At 55.1% G+C, this 17,133-nt stretch carries 19 protein-coding genes and 1 tRNA gene; 12 read left to right on the top strand and 8 right to left on the bottom strand.

Annotated features, from left to right (window positions below; all coding sequences use genetic code 11):
* On the top strand, positions 1–215 hold a 215-nt coding region (locus QZR18_RS07545), incomplete at its 5' end, for a hypothetical protein (protein WP_295910837.1).
* Positions 155–949, top strand: a complete 795-nt coding sequence (locus tag QZR18_RS07540; protein ID WP_295910834.1) for an Abi family protein — start codon at positions 155–157, stop codon at positions 947–949. The genes QZR18_RS07545 and QZR18_RS07540, both read left to right, overlap by 61 nt.
* A gap of 66 nt (positions 950–1,015) precedes the next feature.
* Here the strand turns inward: QZR18_RS07540 and QZR18_RS07535 are convergent, their stop codons facing one another.
* Positions 1,016–2,746, bottom strand: coding sequence for a phosphoenolpyruvate--protein phosphotransferase (locus QZR18_RS07535; RefSeq protein WP_178705971.1), 1,731 nt, complete (start codon positions 2,744–2,746; stop codon positions 1,016–1,018).
* A 184-nt stretch (positions 2,747–2,930) separates the two neighbouring features.
* Here QZR18_RS07535 and QZR18_RS07530 point away from each other — a divergent pair, with 184 nt between their 5' ends.
* Together QZR18_RS07530 and QZR18_RS07525 are read left to right on the top strand one after the other, a co-directional pair.
* Positions 2,931–4,292: an aspartate kinase gene (locus QZR18_RS07530; RefSeq protein WP_295910831.1), complete on the top strand. Its 1,362-nt coding sequence runs from the start codon at positions 2,931–2,933 to the stop codon at positions 4,290–4,292.
* 32 nt (positions 4,293–4,324) lie between these two features.
* On the top strand, positions 4,325–5,374 hold the full coding sequence (locus QZR18_RS07525) for an aspartate-semialdehyde dehydrogenase (protein WP_178704891.1): 1,050 nt from the start codon (positions 4,325–4,327) through the stop codon (positions 5,372–5,374).
* Positions 5,375–5,487: 113 nt separating this feature from the next.
* Here QZR18_RS07525 and trxA read toward each other — a convergent pair whose 3' ends face one another.
* The 3 genes from trxA to QZR18_RS07510 form a co-directional block, all read right to left on the bottom strand.
* Positions 5,488–5,862, bottom strand: a complete 375-nt coding sequence (trxA, locus tag QZR18_RS07520) for a thioredoxin (RefSeq protein ID WP_178704894.1) — start codon at positions 5,860–5,862, stop codon at positions 5,488–5,490.
* 116 nt (positions 5,863–5,978) lie between these two features.
* Complete coding sequence (locus QZR18_RS07515; RefSeq protein WP_178704897.1) at positions 5,979–6,692, bottom strand: TetR/AcrR family transcriptional regulator; 714 nt, start codon at positions 6,690–6,692, stop codon at positions 5,979–5,981.
* 48 nt (positions 6,693–6,740) lie between these two features.
* Positions 6,741–7,184, bottom strand: a complete 444-nt coding sequence (locus QZR18_RS07510; RefSeq protein WP_178704900.1) for a (deoxy)nucleoside triphosphate pyrophosphohydrolase — start codon at positions 7,182–7,184, stop codon at positions 6,741–6,743.
* Between the two features lie 96 nt (positions 7,185–7,280).
* On the opposite strand from QZR18_RS07510, the gene QZR18_RS07505 reads away from it, so the two are divergent.
* Positions 7,281–7,354, top strand: a tRNA-Gly gene (locus tag QZR18_RS07505).
* 60 nt (positions 7,355–7,414) lie between these two features.
* Positions 7,415–7,807: an MmcQ/YjbR family DNA-binding protein gene (locus QZR18_RS07500; protein WP_178704902.1), complete on the top strand. Its 393-nt coding sequence runs from the start codon at positions 7,415–7,417 to the stop codon at positions 7,805–7,807.
* Positions 7,808–7,884: 77 nt separating this feature from the next.
* Here the strand turns inward: QZR18_RS07500 and QZR18_RS07495 are convergent, their stop codons facing one another.
* Positions 7,885–8,115 (bottom strand): hypothetical protein, encoded by a 231-nt coding sequence (locus tag QZR18_RS07495; protein WP_178704905.1) that lies wholly within the window; start codon positions 8,113–8,115, stop codon positions 7,885–7,887.
* Positions 8,116–8,142: 27 nt separating this feature from the next.
* Positions 8,143–8,826 (bottom strand): GntR family transcriptional regulator, encoded by a 684-nt coding sequence (locus QZR18_RS07490; RefSeq protein WP_178704908.1) that lies wholly within the window; start codon positions 8,824–8,826, stop codon positions 8,143–8,145.
* Positions 8,827–8,928: 102 nt separating this feature from the next.
* Between QZR18_RS07490 and QZR18_RS07485 the strand changes: the two genes are divergently transcribed.
* The 6 genes from QZR18_RS07485 (at position 8,929) to QZR18_RS07460 (ending at position 15,649) form a co-directional block, all read left to right on the top strand.
* Positions 8,929–9,738 carry an alpha/beta hydrolase gene (locus QZR18_RS07485; protein WP_178704911.1) on the top strand — a complete coding sequence of 270 codons (810 nt, stop codon included), beginning with the start codon at positions 8,929–8,931 and terminating at the stop codon, positions 9,736–9,738.
* 6 nt (positions 9,739–9,744) lie between these two features.
* Entirely contained in the window at positions 9,745–10,725 is a 981-nt protein-coding gene (locus tag QZR18_RS07480; protein ID WP_178704915.1) for an alpha/beta hydrolase, read from the top strand.
* A gap of 1 nt (position 10,726) precedes the next feature.
* Positions 10,727–12,139, top strand: a complete 1,413-nt coding sequence (locus tag QZR18_RS07475) for a sugar porter family MFS transporter (RefSeq protein WP_178704918.1) — start codon at positions 10,727–10,729, stop codon at positions 12,137–12,139.
* 339 nt (positions 12,140–12,478) lie between these two features.
* Entirely contained in the window at positions 12,479–13,846 is a 1,368-nt protein-coding gene (locus QZR18_RS07470; RefSeq protein WP_178704921.1) for an extracellular solute-binding protein, read from the top strand.
* Between the two features lies 1 nt (position 13,847).
* Positions 13,848–14,789: a carbohydrate ABC transporter permease gene (locus tag QZR18_RS07465; protein ID WP_178704924.1), complete on the top strand. Its 942-nt coding sequence runs from the start codon at positions 13,848–13,850 to the stop codon at positions 14,787–14,789.
* A complete protein-coding gene (locus QZR18_RS07460; protein ID WP_009408382.1) occupies positions 14,789–15,649 on the top strand; it encodes a carbohydrate ABC transporter permease in 861 nt (286 codons plus the stop codon). Before QZR18_RS07465 ends, QZR18_RS07460 begins: the two co-directional genes overlap by 1 nt.
* A 28-nt stretch (positions 15,650–15,677) precedes the next feature.
* On the opposite strand, the gene QZR18_RS07455 is transcribed toward QZR18_RS07460, so the two are convergent.
* Both QZR18_RS07455 and QZR18_RS07450 read right to left on the bottom strand, forming a co-directional pair.
* Positions 15,678–16,505 carry an A/G-specific adenine glycosylase gene (locus QZR18_RS07455; protein WP_178704929.1) on the bottom strand — a complete coding sequence of 276 codons (828 nt, stop codon included), beginning with the start codon at positions 16,503–16,505 and terminating at the stop codon, positions 15,678–15,680.
* Positions 16,506–16,597: 92 nt separating this feature from the next.
* On the bottom strand, positions 16,598–16,933 hold the full coding sequence (locus QZR18_RS07450) for a hypothetical protein (RefSeq protein ID WP_178704926.1): 336 nt from the start codon (positions 16,931–16,933) through the stop codon (positions 16,598–16,600).
* Positions 16,934–17,133: the final 200 nt, after the last annotated feature.

Here is a 17,133-nt window from a genome sequence, read left to right as displayed (position 1 = left end):
CCCCACCGAAACAACTGGGACTAACCCTCCACCAACTCTTTTTGTCCTTTAACCCCGCGAACGCGGCATGCAAGTTGATGAGCAGCTTGCATGGCAATGGCTCTCGAATGTTAGTTATTATCGGCTCTCAGCGTACTGGTACCCAGCTCGGAAAATTGACGATGATGGTACACATCTCGATGAATTTCACGAAGGAATATCTTTCGCGGATGTAGTCGCATTGTATGAGGCCGATCGGAAGCTACGTACCCTCCTTTTCGATGCGATTGAGCGTATTGAAACGACAATGCGGACGAGAATCGGGGACTGTTTATGTATGACCGATCCGGTTTTCTATCAAAATCCTGCTAATTTCCGTCCGACCTTTCAACATAAGCAGTGGCTCAAAACCGCCGATAAACGGATTTCCCGTATGCGTATGCGTAGCGAAGCGATCCAACATTATTGTGATGTCTATAATTCTCAGTTTCCGTTTTGGGTATTGGCTGAGGTTCTTGATTTCAGTGATTTATCGCGGATGTTTGACGGGATGCGTGTTCGAGATCAGCAAACGATTGCAGAGAGTCTGGGGATACGAATTAATCTGAATTCTTTGTCTCGGAATCAGCAGGAAAAAGCAAAGAAACAATCACCATTAGCACGGTGGCTCGAACAGTTTGCAATCATACGGAATACATGCGCACATCACGGTCGACTGTGGAATAAATCGTTTACCCCGGCTCCCACTTCGGCGTTAAAGTCACAAACGAAATTCTTAGCGCTCCCAGCACGACAAAGTGAACGCATCTTTGGTGCGATTGTCGTCATGTCACATCTTCTGAGAGTAACGTCTCCGGGAACTACATGGCCGGATAAAGTTTCGAGGCTCCTTGTTGAGGAATTTCTGCAGAACCCATTGGTTCGAACTCCGAGCCTCGGAATACCTGAAGAGTGGAACCGGGCTTTTTAATCGTCCGATTAGATTCAGTCAGGTATCTGCGTATGCAGAAGTGAGACTTCAGATCCTTGCTTGTCCCTAAAACTCCACCTGGAGTGCCCCGCGCGCACGGTAGCGCGCCTCGCCGGGATCAGAGGCCTCGACAACGGAAGCGGCAGCTAAGCGACACTGTGCCAGGCTGACCTGAGCAAGCTGCGCGCCCACCGAGGGAATTGCCAAGCGCGGCATCGACAGCGCGGGGATACCCATACCAACGAAAACGCAGGCGAGCAGCGGGTCTGCTGCGGCCTCGCCACACACACTCACGCTTACCCCGTGCTCAAGGCCAGCGCGCGCAACCTGCGCAATCAGGCGCAAAGGTGCGGGCTGCCAGGGATCGGAATACTCGGCCAAGTCAGGTGACATGCGATCTGCAGCCATCGTGTACTGTGTCAGATCATTCGACCCAATCGATACGAAATCGACGTATTGCATCATGGAATCGATCAAAAGTGCCGCCGCGGGGACCTCGATCATAATTCCCGAGCGCAGTTCAACCTCGAAGCGTTCGGAAAGCTGGCGGACGGTCGAAGCGAACCACTGGGCTTCGGCAATCGTTGAAATCATGGGAGCCATGATTGATACCGAGGTTTCTCGGTGTTGGATGGCTGCCAGGGCGATCGCTTCCAGTTGGTTGTGGAGGATCTGCGGGTAAGGGCCAGAGGTTCGGATTCCTCGGACGCCAAGCGCAGGGTTGTCTTCGCCGGGGATTGTCGCATAGGCCAGTGGTTTATCTGAACCCGCATCCAGGGTGCGCACGCATACCGAATGCCCGCGGAATTGCTCAAAAACCCCCGAGTAAAAGTTCACTTGCTCTTCAATTGTTGGCTCGCTGTGTGCGTTTAAGAAGGCCAGTTCTGAACGCAAGAGGCCGATTGATTCAAGGTGGGGGGATTGGGCCGCGGCCTGCGCGCTTGCAAGGTCATGAATATTGGCCAACAGCTTCACTGGATGTTCATCGCTGGTGTGAGCGGGCGCGTTCCAATGAGCTACCGCCTGTGCGCGCTTTTGATCTCGCTGAACCGCAGCCTGTGCCTCTTCGGCAGAAACCTCAGTTGCCAAAGACCCCACAAAGGCATCCATCAATACAAGATCCCCCTGGCGCAATTCACTCAAGTTGCGCACGGCGACGATGCAGGGGATCCCCAACTGGCGCGCAATAATCGATGTGTGCGAGGTCGGACCGCCCAGTTCCGTTGCAATTCCAACGCAATACTTGGGATCAAGGTTCGCCGCATCTGAGGGGGATAGGTCGCGTGCACACACGATATAGGGAGCGTGGGGGGCCACTTTCTGAGGAGCAACGACTGGCGTCCCTGCTCCCGATGCCAAGATTTCAGAGTCGGCCTCGGCAAGGTGAGCAAGGACCAGGTCGCGGACGTCGTAGAGGTCAGCGATGCGCTCGAGCATCAGTCCACCGGAGGAACGGAAAACCTCGACGAATTTATCGGTCGCCCGAACAACTGATTGCGGCGCCGGAACACCGGAGAAGATCCACGACTGAGCTTCACGGATCCATGTCGGGTCGGTTGCTAAAGACGCAGTCATGACGAGGACGTCTGAGACGTCGCCCAGTGCCTGCGCTGAGCGTTCGAAGAGCTCCTCGCCGACCTTCTTGCAGATCTCTTCAAGGGAGACGGCGATGGCTGGGCGGTCCTCGGGCGGTAGGGGAGTGAAATCGTCGGAAGGGAGGGCTGGGCGGGACGTCCAAACAAGCGGTGCATAGGAGACACCGTGAACAACCGGGGTCCCGTAAATCGTGTGCGGCATCGAGGACTCCTTCCGTGGATGTAGTTCAACCATATTCGTTGGTCCTAGGAATATGCCAAGTGTGCCGAAAGTTACGCTCATAAATCGACACAAACGTTCACGTGTTGGTCAGTACTCGTCATGTGTGCGAGTTTTCAGGGACGATAAGAACAGATAACCCAAACGCAGACAGTTAGGACCACCCGTGGCGCTCATCGTGCAAAAGTACGGAGGCTCATCCGTGTCCGATGTTGAAGCGATTAAACGCGTTGCAAAGCGCATCGTTGAGACTCGGAACGCGGGACACAAGCTTGTTGTCGTCGTTTCAGCAATGGGCGATACAACCGACGACCTCCTGGACACCGCCGCGCAGATTACCGACAACGCACCCGAACGTGAGATGGACATCCTTCTCACCGCCGGTGAGCGTATCTCGATGTCCCTTCTGTCCATGGCAATTAACGAGTTGGGTGTTCCCGCACAGGCCTTCACCGGCGCGCAGGCCGGAATCCACACAACTTCCGCTTATGGTCGCGCCCAGATCACCGGTATGGTCCCCGAACGCGTCGCCCGTTCAATCTCTGAAGGCCAGGTCGCAATTGTCGCCGGTTTCCAAGGAATTTCTGACGATGATGATGTGACGACTTTGGGTCGAGGCGGTTCTGATACGACCGCGGTTGCGCTCGCGGCTGCCTTGCACGCCGATGTGTGCGAGATTTACACCGACGTCGACGGCCTGTTCTCTGCTGATCCGCGAATCGTCTCCAAGGCACACCGCCTGCGCTCGATCTCAACGGAAGAAACCCTGGAACTTGCTGCGCATGGTGCAAAGATTCTTCACCTGCGCGCGGTCGAATTCGCCCGGCGACAATCAAAGATTCTCCCCCTGCGGGGGGTCAAATCCCCCCGCCGCTACAAGGTTCCCCTACACGTTCGTTCCTCCTTCTCCGAGAAGGAAGGAACCTGGATTTCAGACCGCCCGGCCTCGCCGGCGCTCAAGGGATTGGTCCCTGACGCCGCATTCCTCGACCCGAAAGAAGGAAAGATGGAACAGCCCATCATCTCTGGAATTGCCCACGACCGCGGCCAGGACAAGATTACGGTCGCCGGTGTCCCGAACCACCCCGGCCGCGCCGCGATGGTTTTCCAGACGATCGCCGCTGCGGGCGCGAACATCGACATGATTGTTCAGAACATCCCCGTTGGTGATCGCACTCGCGCGAACATCACCTTCACCATTCCCGAGGCCGATGCCCAGGTTGCGCTCGACGCGCTCGAGTCCGCGAAGGAAGAGATCGGTTTCCAAGAGGTCCTCTACAACCCGAATATCGGCAAGCTTTCGCTGGTGGGAACGGGTATGCGTACGAATCCCGGTGTGGCCGCGCGACTCTTCGCTGCCCTGTCTGAGGCGGGAATCAATATTGATCTGATTTCCTCTTCCGAGATCCGTCTGTCGATTGTGACAAAGCTGGATGATCTGGATCGTGCAGTTGCCGTTGTGCACTCCGCTTTCGGCTTGGATGCTGAGGTTTCCGAGGCCGTTGTGTACGCGGGTACTGGCCGCTGAGTCGGTCCATCGCTAGTAAGAGAGGCTTGAAAATGTCAGGTTTGACTGTTGCAGTTGTCGGTGCGACCGGCCAGGTTGGTCGCGTCATGCGCACGATCTTGGAAGAGCGCAATTTCCCGGTTGAAACGATTCGTTTCTTCGCATCTTCACGTTCGGCGGGATCTACCCTGCCGTGGAAGGGCGCAGAGGTCGTCGTTGAGGACGTCGCAACCGCTGACTTCTCGGGGATCGACATCGCGATCTTCTCTGCGGGAGCTACGGCCTCGCGCGAGTATGCCCCCAAGTTCGCGGCAGCCGGCGCCGTAGTTGTCGACAACTCCTCCGCATGGCGTAAGGACCCCGAGGTCCCGCTGGTTGTCTCCGAGGTGAACGGTGAAGACGTTGCGAACCGCCCCAAGGGCATCATCGCGAACCCGAATTGCACGACCATGGCCGTCATGCCCGCCATTAAGCCACTTGCGCAAGCTGCGGGCGGTATCGATCGACTGACTGTCTCCTCTTACCAGGCGGTCTCCGGCTCTGGCCTCAAGGGCGTTCGCGAGCTCATCGACCAAGTCCGTGGAGCTGCTGATCAAAATCTTGAGGGACTCACGACCGACGGTCACGCTGTTGATTTCGGTACCCCTGAGGTCTACGTCGCGCCCATCGCTTTCGATGTCGTTCCTTTGGCCGGTTCGATTGTCGATGACGGTAGCTTTGAGACCGACGAAGAGCAGAAGCTTCGCAATGAGTCGCGTCGCATCCTTCACGTCCCGAATCTTCTGGTGAGCGGGACCTGCGTGCGCGTGCCGGTCCTGACCGCGCACACCATGACCGTTCACGCTGAGTTCCCCTCCTCGATTTCTCGTGACGAGGCCGTGGCTGCACTCAGCAGCGCCCCCGGCGTTCGCGTTGTCGATGTTCCGACCCCTCTCGAGGCCGCGGGCGAAGACGATGTCTTCGTCGGCCGTATTCGTCAGGATCAAGCGGTTCCGGATAACCGTGGAATCGTGTTTGTCGTCAGCGGCGATAACCTTCGCAAGGGAGCGGCTTTGAACGCCATTCAGCTGGCAGAGTTGGTTGCTCAAGAACTGCTTGGCTGAACGCTTAAAGCTGCGTTTAATTAGACAGAAAAAGGGGTTGGAGACGGAAAGCCGTCTCCAACCCCTTTTGAGTTTTGGTGGTGTGCGCACCTATCACACACCGTGTTTACGCATCAGTCGTTGTGAGATTCCTGGTGCTTCTGAGCTTCTGCGTGAACCTCTTCCATGTTCAGGGCTTCTGCCTGAGAGATCAGGTCCTCAAGAGCAGCTGCCGGAAGGGCACCGGAGTTACGGAAGATCAGGACACCTTCGCGGAAGATCATCAGGGTCGGGATCGACGAAATCTGAGCGGAAGCAGCAAGTTCCTGCTGCGCATCAGTGTCAACCTTGCCGAAAACGATGTCGGGGTGCTTCTCTGAGACGGACTCGAAGATGGGGCCGAACTGACGGCACGGGCCGCACCAGGTCGCCCAGAAATCAACCAGGACGATCTTGTCGGAATTAACGGTCTCGCTGAAGTTTTCGGTGGTGAGCTCGATGGTACTCATTGAAGGGCACTCCTTTAATTTGTATTGGGGCACGTGCCCCGCTTCATGTCCAGCTCAACGGTTCGTGCCGGTCACTTATTCCCCGATCCTATCGGAGTTAGCTGATTCACACGATGTCAGGCACTGACGGGACAACGCATATACGAATTATCGCGAGCGTCCCCTTCTGGCGTTGTTGCAGTCGAAACTTCCTGAACTGCGGTGGTAGATCCCGCGCGTTCAGCTGAAGAAGCAACCTCAACATCAGCCCCTATGCCTCGCAAGATGAAGGCTTGGACAGTGCGGATTATTGCTTCGCGGGTCTGAGGGTTGGCCGGAAGGCGATTCCCTGCAAGGCATGAATGAATAAGCGGAATCAATACGTGGGGGTTTTGCCGTGGAATTGCACCTGTTTCCATGCAACGCGCAAGGATTTCCAAGAGCCGCGTCGAAATAATCGTTGCGTGGTCGTGCAGGTGCACAGAGTTTTCACGTGAAACTTGAGTGCGCAGATTAAAGGTCGAGTTCAGGTGATAACGAGTGGTCATTTCCAAGTGCGCACGAATGTAGATGCGCAGTTGGGCAAGTGGATCATTGACCTGATCGAGCGCTTCTTGGAGTTTTTGGGAGAACTGCACCGTGACCCGGCGCATGAATTCCAGCAGTAGGACTTCCTTGTCGGGGAAGTGGTTGTAGACCGCGGTGCGTCCAACCTTTGCCCGCGAAGCGATCTGCGACATGGAGATTGAATCGAATGGCTGCTCAGCAAGAAGACTTGCAAGTGCATCAAAAAGACGGTTGCGCGTGAGCTCTCGATGGTCGGCCAGCGAATCTCCAATAATCTTCGGCATAAAGCTATTCTGACAGAAATTCTGGATCTGTCTTGATCATTCGCCGATTTACATGGATTTCCCAGACGAGAACTGATTGATTGCCGCCTGGACGATGGGGAAATCAGCAGGGATCCACGGTAAATCCATCACTTCATGAAGAGGAGTCCACAGTAACTCGAGATGCGAGGCTCCCGGAGTCAAGGTTTGGGTGGGGTCAGCAAGGGTGCATCCCCACACCGCCATCACCCGACCGTTCAGGATCGGCCACCACTTCCCCTCGGGGGTGAGGACCGGTTCAGCAATCTTCAGTGCGCACCCCAGTTCTTCGTCGATTTCGCGTACGAGGCCGCGCAGGGGGTCTTCCCCTTCCTCAACCTTTCCGCCGGGGAGTTCGAAGAGACCTCGCAAATCTTCTGGGTAGGAGCGGGAGGCACACAAAAGTGCGCTTGGGTGGGGGAGGCGGTCAAAGATTGCAGCGGCAACGACGGGGCGTGGGTTGGGTGAAGTCACGCCTTTAAGTCTAGAGGTCATGCTTTGGACTGCAGCCGGGGGAGCCGCTATGATGAACGAGTTGTGCCGGTCATACCGATTGGTATCAGGCGCTTCGCGGGCGTAGTTCAATGGTAGAACTTCAGCTTCCCAAGCTGACAGCGCGGGTTCGATTCCCGTCGCCCGCTCCACTAGCGGCCCCTTGCGGGCCGCTTTTTGCTACTCGAAAGACGCAGTGGATGGGAGTCCTCATGAAGGCCGACCTAGATGATGAACAGCTGTGGAAGGCGGTCGTCGATGCTGTGCTCGAGCTTCCCGCAAGCGAGCTTTATCCCTTTAACGAGGAGTGGGATGCCGCGCGAGTATGCGGTAAATGGTTCATGATCTCAACCGTCCGTGGGAAGCGGATGGTGAATCTCAAGGCTGATCCGCAGGATGCGCGTGCGCTCTGTGAGAGCTTTGAATCAATCACTCCGGGTTATCACATGAATAAGAAACACTGGATCACCGTCATGCCGGGACCGGGGATTAGCGACAAACTAGTGCGCGAGCTTGTCATGGAGTCGTACCTGCTGGTAGTCGACGGGCTGCCGAAGTATCAACAGCCCGTCAACCCCGCAAGCTATGGATGCCACGGAGACTGAGGTCTTTTGCTTGATGAAGCGTCAGGATGTAACCCGCTCAGCGCCCCTACAGCAGGCCTCTGTCGATTCAGTTGCTCTTACTCCGCGTCTTCGTGCCAGATCTGACGGAGCTGAACGCCCATGGGGTAGGTCTCCATCGTTCCCTCGGCGAAGTTCACTTCGACGCGTTCTTCATCGTTCTCGTCGTCGGGATCGCCCGCCCAGTCGACCCATTCGATCATCGGAGACAACTCGCCGTTTTCCCTGACAATTCGATAGCCCTCGCCAAGCAGCTCAGACATGACGTTTTCGATCTTGCTCTCATCCATGGCATTCTCCGTGATGGTTACTAACTGTTAGATTGTAATTTCGTACGAATCCCCGCGGTATGTGGACGTACAGACCTCGAAAACTCTTCCATTCTGGTCAGCCGTAGCCGTTGTTGCTATTAAGACAGGTGCTGGAGCAGCCACTTTAAGTTGTTGACAGAGTGGTTCACTTGCTAGTGCTGCTTTGATGCGAAAACGGGTTTTCATGGGAGTAATGCTGTACTTCTTTGTAAATATCTCGTAGAGAGAACCAGTTAGGTCTTCTCCTAAAAGCTTCGGAAAATAATCCGAACGGATGATTGAGTCTTCGACGCATAGGGGAACATCATTCCCGAAGCGGATTCGGGAAATCGCGTAGATAAAAGTATCTTCATCAATTCCTAGCGCTTCTTCTTCTCCCCGTGTCGCCTGCCTTAATGTCGCGCTTATCAGGTGCGCCGACGCAACTTTCCCAGCAGCAAGCATTGAATCGGAAAATGATGATGTGTCAGCTCGTTTTGCGTAGAAACACTTGCGTACAAATGTGCCTTTTCCGGGTATGGCTGAGGTGTATCCCTCCGTTGACAGCTTATGAAGAGCGCGACGTACTGTCATAGGTGAAACCTGAAAACGTTGCGAGAGCTCGCGCTCGCTTTGAAGCTGCTCTCCTGGAGACATCCTCTCCATCTCGTCAATGAGCGTGGAGAAAATTCTCAGATATTTTGAATCCACAGTTGTATCGTACTACCCCTTTCGATCTGCAGTTTTGTATTTTGACTGCCCTAGGGAGGTCGGTGCTAGCATATGGCACGTGATACTCACTGAGGAGGAATCATGACACCGGCAAAGCTTGCCGTAAATACATCCGGTATTCCTATTCAAGGGCGGATCTATGCCCTTCATGGCGTTACTGATAATGCCGCATCGCTGAGCGACATTAGTCAACGATGGTCCGAGACTTTTGAAGTTATCTGCGTTGATGCTTTGGGCCATGGCTGTTCTCCACGTTTTTCGGATGGGGACCTATTAGATCCATTTGAAGCCCTCGTACAGAGTACGGCAGTGTTGATTAATAGCACCGAAGCAAAGAATCCCGCACCCTTCGTTGTTTTGATGGGACACTCAATGGGAGGTGCTACTGCTGCTGAGCTTGTTTCGCGGGGTTTGGTTCATATTGACGCATTAGTTCTGGAGGATCCCGCACTTCTAACTCCTAAACAACGTGAAGATTTTCGGGAGCTTGGCCCTAGCCTCGTTGCGAGGTGCGATGAAGTGACCCAGAATCTCGGGCGAGAAATAGACCTTCTTCTTAAGGACTATCCGCTGTGGAGTCCTTCGGAGGCTGCGGCATGGGCACAGGGGAAGGTGCAAGCCGATCGCGAGTTCCTCAAGCGAGGAGTAGTTGGGGGCGCACGCGTTCGGGAAGAAATCCTTTCTGCATTGAAGGTGCCTACGCTTCTTGTCACAGGTGATGGTGATGATGTTCTTATTGGGCCGGCTGGAGCTGAGGCTATCGATGCATTGGAAAACCGAAACATTACAACCCATGTGATCCCGACTGCTCGGCATTGCATCCGTCGTTCCGTTCCCGAACCGTTCTATCTGGCAGTGAATTCATTCCTAGAGGCTCTTAAGAAGAATTGATCAAAGATGTGTGAAGCTCCTTATTTCATTCGTCCCGAGCTTTTGCCAGTAATTGAGGCGACCCCTGAACAAACAACGTGGGATCTGAGTGCCATGAGGGCAGGTGGAGATGCTCTGCTAGCCGCGCCATATGATCCTGAAAACACGTTGGAAGTCACCTCCCTAGGGCGCGCTTTTATTCCGAAGGGTGTGTCCGATGATGCACCGCTGTTAGTTTCTATTCACGGTGGCGGCTACGTCGCAGGCCGCGCGGCTTTTGACGACGTGAAGAACGATGAGTTGGCCAGTCGGTTTGGAGCGATTGTTATCTCTCCCGAATATCGTCTAGCTCCTGAATACCCCTTCCCGGCGGCTGTTGATGACTGTATTTCTTCCCTCAAGGAAGCGGTTCAACGCTTTGGAGAGCATCGAGGAATTTTCATTTTCGGGGACTCTGCTGGGGCTGGCCTCGCGTACTCAATGGTTTCGCGAATCTTTGGGGTCGGTGAGAAGAATCAAAATAATGGGCATGTAGAAGCTAAGAATGCTTTGGCATCTGCAATCAGAGGGATCATTCTGCTAGAGCCATGCATCGATCCTGATTTGGCAACTCCTTCAAGCACATTGTTTGCTGATGGCCCCATCTGGACGCGACGAGCAGCGGTCGATTCTTGGCGCCATTTCTATGGTCTTCCCCTAGGTGTAGAAGGTAATGGAGAAGTCGAGGAGATTCCGTCTGCGCTGAAAACGGCGGCTTTCCCTGTACCAAGCCCAGTCTTTAAAGAAAAGGGGTTCCCTCCTGCGCTCATCGTGGTCAATCCGGTTGATCCGTTGCGCGATGAAGGAATATCACTTGCGACCGGCCTAGTTTCCGCTGGTTGCATCTCAGAATTGCACATGTTCGCGGGTACCTTCCACGGGTCGCTCTCGCTTCCGGACTCAGTGACGTGGGCAGAAATCCAAATACTCATGACTCGTTTTATGAGTGAAAATTCAGAAAGGAACTGAAATGTCGAGCAATCAGACACGACGGCTTTGGGGCGTTGCGATTGCCGCGGCACTGGGCGGATTCCTCTTCGGTTTTGACGTTGCAGTCATTAACGGAGCAATCGCAGCATTTACCGGTGCAGAAGTGGGATTTGGCCTAACGACCTGGCAAACAGGTCTGGTCGTATCCATTGTTAGCCTTGGAGCAGCGATCGGTGCTTGGTTTGCGGGTCCTGCATCCAACCGTTTTGGCCGTGTTCGTGTCATGGTCTTCGCATCCATCCTCTACTCGATCTCAGCGTTGATGTCGGGTCTTTCCTTCTCGTTGACAGCACTTGTGCTGTGGCGACTTCTGGGTGGTTTTGGCGTTGGAATTTCTGCAGTTATTGGCCCCGCGTACATCGCTGAAGTGGCGCCTGCCGATAAGCGTGGTCGTCTGGGAACGCTCCAACAGCTTGCCATTGCCTTCGGTATTTTTGGTGCGTTCATTTCAAACTACATCTTGGTTCAGGTCACAGGTTCTGCCGAGTCTGTTGCATGGTTTGGACTCCACACGTGGCGCTGGATGTTTATGTCTGAACTCCTTCCTGCGGTTCTCTACGGTGTTATGGCCCTCACTCTGCCCGAGTCTCCGCGTTACTTGGTTTCGATTGGGAAGACTGAAGAAGCGCAGAAAATCATTGTTGAGGTTGGTGCTGATGCACATCCTGTCGAGCGCATCAAGGAAATTCGAGCTTCGCTTTCGGAACACCGACCGCGCGTTTCGGATCTTTTTGATAAGAAATTTGGCTTGAAGCCTATTGTTTGGATCGCCGTTGCGTTTGGCTTCCTAATCCAGATGGCAGGTATCAACAACATCCTTCTGTATGCAACGGACCTGTGGTCGACGGTTGGTTTTACTGGAAATATCTCTGTGTTCATTCCGGTTGTCACTTCCGTGATCGGTATCGGAATGACCGTTTTCGGTATGAGTGTTATCGATAAGGTTGGTCGTCGTCCCCTTCTGCTGTGGGGCGCCGTTGGAATGTTTATGTTCATGGTTGCTGCTGCCATTGCATTTGCACAGGGAACCCTGACTGCAGAAGGTAACCTCCAACTGCCGATGGCATGGGCTTACTTCGCACTCATTGCAGCACACATGGTCTACATCGTCTTCTGTGGAACCTGGGGAGTTGTACTCTGGGTGTTCCTCGGTGAAGTTTTCCCGAACCAAATCCGCACTGCTGGTCTAGGCCTGGCGACAGCTGCGAACTGGATTGGCGGCATGTTGGTGACCTTCTTATTCCCCGTTCTCAAGGGTGCATTTGGTCTGTCGGGAACTTACTTCTCCTACGCAGTTGTGGGAGCGATCTTGATCTGGCTGGTCGTCAAGTTCATTCCTGAAACTCGTGGAGTCGAGTTGGAAGATATGTCCTACGAGGTCGGTAGTAAGTGATTGTCGGGACATTGGTTTCCCCCGGGTGTTTTTCTCACTATTAGTGGGAATTCAGTGAGGAACCTAGTCTTAACGATTGAGGGGTGCAACGTCGGCAGTGTGCTGGCGTTGCACCCCTCTCTATATGCCCTGTGAGCTGCAAATATTCGCTCACCAAATATTCAGGGAACTTTGTCTTGATCGTGACCGAAGTGTAATCATCGGGGGCTGGAAAGCCGTTTCTACGTAGTAATACAATTCACACCAAGGACTTCCGTGTCATAGGGGCGCGGGGAAGCCGGCGACAGTGAAGCCGCAGGCAAACCGAAGGAAGTTACTGAACTATCAAAGGAGAGTTCAATGGCACGTCGTGCACTCGCCGCCGTTGCAGTTCTGGGCATTGCCGCCGTGGGACTGACAGCGTGCTCTGGATCCAAGGGCAAGGCAGCTTCTGGAAGCTCAGAAGGAAAATCACTTGTCGTTACCTACTACAAGACCTCATCTTTCCCGCAGGTTGAAGACTTCATGAAGCGCGCGAAGGAAGAATTCGAGTCAACCCACAAGGATGTCACCATCGATCTTCAGCCCGTTGAAGCCGAAGCAGACCAGTACTTCACCAAGCTTGCGCTGATGAATAAGTCGAAGTCCAAGGCTCCCGACATCATCTATGAAGACACCTTCCAGGTCATGAGCGATGCTGCAGCCGGATACCTGCTCCCCATCGACCAGTACGTGAAGAACTGGGATGAGTGGAGCCAGTACCCCGAAAGCTCGACTCAGGGTGCAAAGGGCATGGATGGCAAGCTCTACGGTGTTCCCTTCGGCACCGATACTCGCGGTATCTACTTCAACAAGAAGATCTTCGAGCAGGCCGGTCTGCCGACCGATTGGCAGCCCAAGAGCTGGGATGATCTGCTTTCCGCAGCCCGCACCATCAAGGAAAAGGTGCCCGACGTCATCCCCATGAACATCTATGCGGGTCGCGCCGGTGGTGAACAGACCACTATGCAGGGCTTTGAAATGCTGCTCTACGGAACTCAGGACACCCTGTACAACACCGACACCAACAAGTGGATCAGTGGCTCCCAAGGCTTTAAGGACGCTTTAACCTTCTACCAGACCGTATACTCCGAGGGTCTGACCCCCTCCAACGATGTCGCACTGGACAAGGCAGTCGGTACCCGCGTGTCCACTGAACTTCTCCCCAAGGGTAAGCTCGCCATCGATATCGATGGTTCTTGGCTTCCCTACGTGTGGATGAAGGATGAGACCAAGTGGCCCGAATGGCAAGAAACCATCGGTCTGGCAAAGATGCCGACTCAGAAGGGGCAAGAACCCGGATTCACCACGCTCTCCGGTGGCTGGGTGCTCTCTGTTGGATCCCAGACCAAGGATCCCGAACTGGCAGCTGACTTCGTTAAGACCGCTCTGAACAAGAAGGGCTCCCTGCAGTACTCCATCGCAACTTCCGCGATTGCCGTCCGAAAGGATATCGTCTCTGACCCTGAGTACCTCAAGGCCAACCCCTCCTTCGAGTTCTTCGCTGGAATCGTCCAGTACACGCACTTCCGCCCTGCAACTCCCGACTACCCGCAGATCTCCACGAATATCCAGACGGCCACCGAATCTGTGGTCACCAAGGAACAGACCCCCGAACAGGCCGCAAAGGCCTATGACGAGGGCTTGGTAAAGATCGTCGGTGAGAAGAACATCGAAGCGGCGAAGTAACATGTCCACCTCGGTTCGTGTGGGGACCGAGAGCACTGCGACCCTTGGCGGGCGACACGAGACACTGATTTCTCGCATCGCCCGCCAAATGGGCCGAATGGGCCTGCTGTTTCCAGCAGTTGCTCTTATGGCGGTGTTCCTCGTCGGTCCCATTGCATATTCGGTATATGGGTCTTTGACCAATGCCGCCCTCTCGGGCTACAAAGCCGCAAACCCCGAATTTGTCGGCCTCGAAAACTATGCGGAACTGCTGACCAGTAATGCATTCTGGAAAGCAGTCCTGCTGACCGTGATCTTTGTCTTTGCATCAGCGGTTATCGGCCAGAACATCTTGGGTCTGGCCTTGGCAATGCTCATGCGTAAGGCGCCGAAGATCCTTTCCACACTTGTCGGTGGCGTTGTTGTCATCGCCTGGGTTATGCCCGAAATTGTCGCTGCCTTCGCGCTCTATGCTTTCTTCTCTACTGACGGAACTCTCAACGTCCTGCTCAGTTACATCGGCCTCGGCGGAACAACCTGGCTCCTGACTTTCCCCATGTTCTCGGTCATCATAGCCAATATATGGCGGGGTACGGCCTTCTCAATGATGGTGTATTCCGCGGCTCTAGCTGAGGTTCCGCCGGAAATCCAAGAAGCGGCAAAAGTCGATGGAGCAAGAGGATGGCAGCGATTTTTCTTTGTCACCCTTCCCATGATCAAGGGGTCCATCTCCACCAACCTGCTCCTTACCACCCTTCAAACCCTGGGCGTCTTTACGCTCCTGTGGGTGATGACGGGCGGCGGCCCGGGAACTCAGTCGACAACCCTGCCGGTCATGGCCTACCAAGAAGCCTTTAAGAACTCTCTGATTGGCTACGGTACGGCGATTGCCACGGTGACCATTGTGCTGGGTGCGCTCTTTGCTCTGGTATACATTCGCGCCTTGAAGCCGGAGGTGGACTGATGGCTACGCAAGCTAAGGAAATCCCCTCCGTTGCTAATCCGCGTGAGAAAACGGTTCGCTTGATCTCAAGCATCGTCTTGGCATTGATCGGAATTTCATTCCTGATTCCATTGGCGTGGGTGCTCTTTGCCTCCTTCAACCCAACGGCAACCGTCTCCCTGAGTGTTCCTGAGCATTTCACGACCGAGAATTACACGGATATCGCGACATTTGATCGAACCTGGCTTCCTCTGTGGAATTCTGCGATCCTCTCCTTTGGAACGGCCATATTGACCGTTGTCGTCGGTGCGCTCGCGGCCTACCCGCTTTCTCGTTACAAGAGTCGTTTCGCTCGCGGATTTATGTACACGATTCTTTTCGGAACCTGCTTGCCCATTACGGCACTGATGGTTCCCGTGTACTCGCTCTTCGTCAGCCTCGATCTGATCGATTCGATGCCCGGCATCATCTGCTTCATGACTGCAACCTCACTGCCCATGGCCGTGTGGATGCTCAAGAACTTCATGGACTCTGTCCCTGTGTCTCTTGAAGAAGCAGCCTGGGTCGATGGTGCCAGCGCACTCAAAGCGCTGCGAACCATTGTTCTTCCCCTGATGAAACCCGGTCTGTTGGTCGTCTTTATCTTCATATTCACCGCGACCTGGGGGAACTTCTTCGTTCCCTTCATCTTGACGACTGATCCGGATATTCAGCCAGCTGCCGTCGCTATTTACCAGTTCTTCGGAACTCACGGAGCCGTTGTTTATGGAAAGCTTGCCGCATTCGCGGTGATCTATTCCAGCCCGGCTTTGGTTCTGTACGCAATCATGCAGAAAGTTTCCGGAGGAAGTTTCGCAATGGCAGGAGCAGTCAAGGGCTAGGCCTACCCTCCAGGGTCCAGCCCCTTCCTCACTCCCGAGGAAGTGTGATGTGCCTGGTTGCCACCTCTTCGGCAACCAGGCCATCGCGTATCAGAGCCTCAATGACGCGAGGAGCCTGCTCCGGATCCGCACCTTTCAAGCGTGCCGCAGCCACGGCCTCGTCAATGGAGATCCCCTCGGGAGAGCGCCGCAAAGCTGCCATCACCCGTCCCCGAGCCTGCCGGTCAGTTCCCTTCCACGCTTGACCACGAGGCCGCACCTCGGCGGGTGGGAAACCGGCGCCCGCCCATGCGCAGTTTGTGCGCATCGGGCACCCCGCACACTTGGGGGAGCGCTGGGTGCAGACCAGTGCGCCAAACTCCATGATCGCCACATTCCACACTGCACATTCTGCGCCGTCCTTGGGAAGCCACTGTATCGCAGCTGCGAACTCGGAGCGCGAAGGTGTGGAACGTCGCGCAAACTCGACCCCGTCGCAGATGCGCGCAAACACTCGGCGAATATTCGTATCAAGGACGGGGATGCGCTCGTGGAATTGGAAGGAGGCAAGAGCACTTGCGGTATAGGGGCCGATCCCCGGCAAGGCCAGCAGGGCCTCGTAGCTATCGGGAACTTCGCCACCCCACTCGCGCACAATAACCTGCGCGCAGTCACGAAGCCGCAGCGCCCGCGAGGGATAGCCAAGGTGTGCCCACTCAACTAAGGCCTCGGCAGGGGAAGCGGCAGCGAAATCCGCAGGAGTTGGCCACAGCCTCATCCACCGCTCCCAAATTGGCTGCACGCGCGGGATGGGGGTTTGCTGGCTCATGACCTCAAAAACAAGAGTGCCCCACGGGGAAACATCATCGGCGCGCATGGGGAGTTCGCGGCGATGGAGCTCGTACCACGCGAGGATCGGGGCGCGAAGCATCTCGTAATTTGGGGTTGGCACAAGAGGTAGCTTAGCCGTCACCCAACGCGCCCGCCGAGGGTAAGTCTCGCGTCATCGCTGGCCTCCTCAACCTGTTCCTCGGCGGATTCGGCATCGGTGACTTCTACCGCGGCTACAACCAGTACGCCATCTACAAGATCGTCATCTCCCTCGTGTTCGTGGTGCCGAACGTCCTCAATCTTGGCTTCATCTCGACCATCTTCGGCCTGCTCTACTACGCGTGGGCCGTCGTTCTGCTCGTCGTCGCCATCATGACCCTCATGGGTAAGTGGATCTACGAGAAGGACGCCAATGGCGTTCCCACCGTCTGAGTTGTGTTCGCGCGCACAGTGAGCGTGCGCTAACAACTTCATGCGCGGGGCCTGGCATCACGCCGGACCCCGCGCCTTTTATGGATCCGGGAGGAGCAGTCCGGGATCGATCAGGGACGTTTCGGGGGTGGACCGGTTACCGCTGAATGCCGAACGTACGCTACTCTGTACCCGTAAGGCCATTTCAGCCCCCCACGTTTATCGAAAGGCTTTCCCATGACGACGCCCGGTGTCCAGTTCAC

Source organism: uncultured Actinomyces sp. (genome assembly GCA_900541895.1).
Lineage (GTDB): Bacteria > Actinomycetota > Actinomycetes > Actinomycetales > Actinomycetaceae > Pauljensenia.
This window is presented reverse-complemented; position numbering and strand designations above follow the sequence as displayed.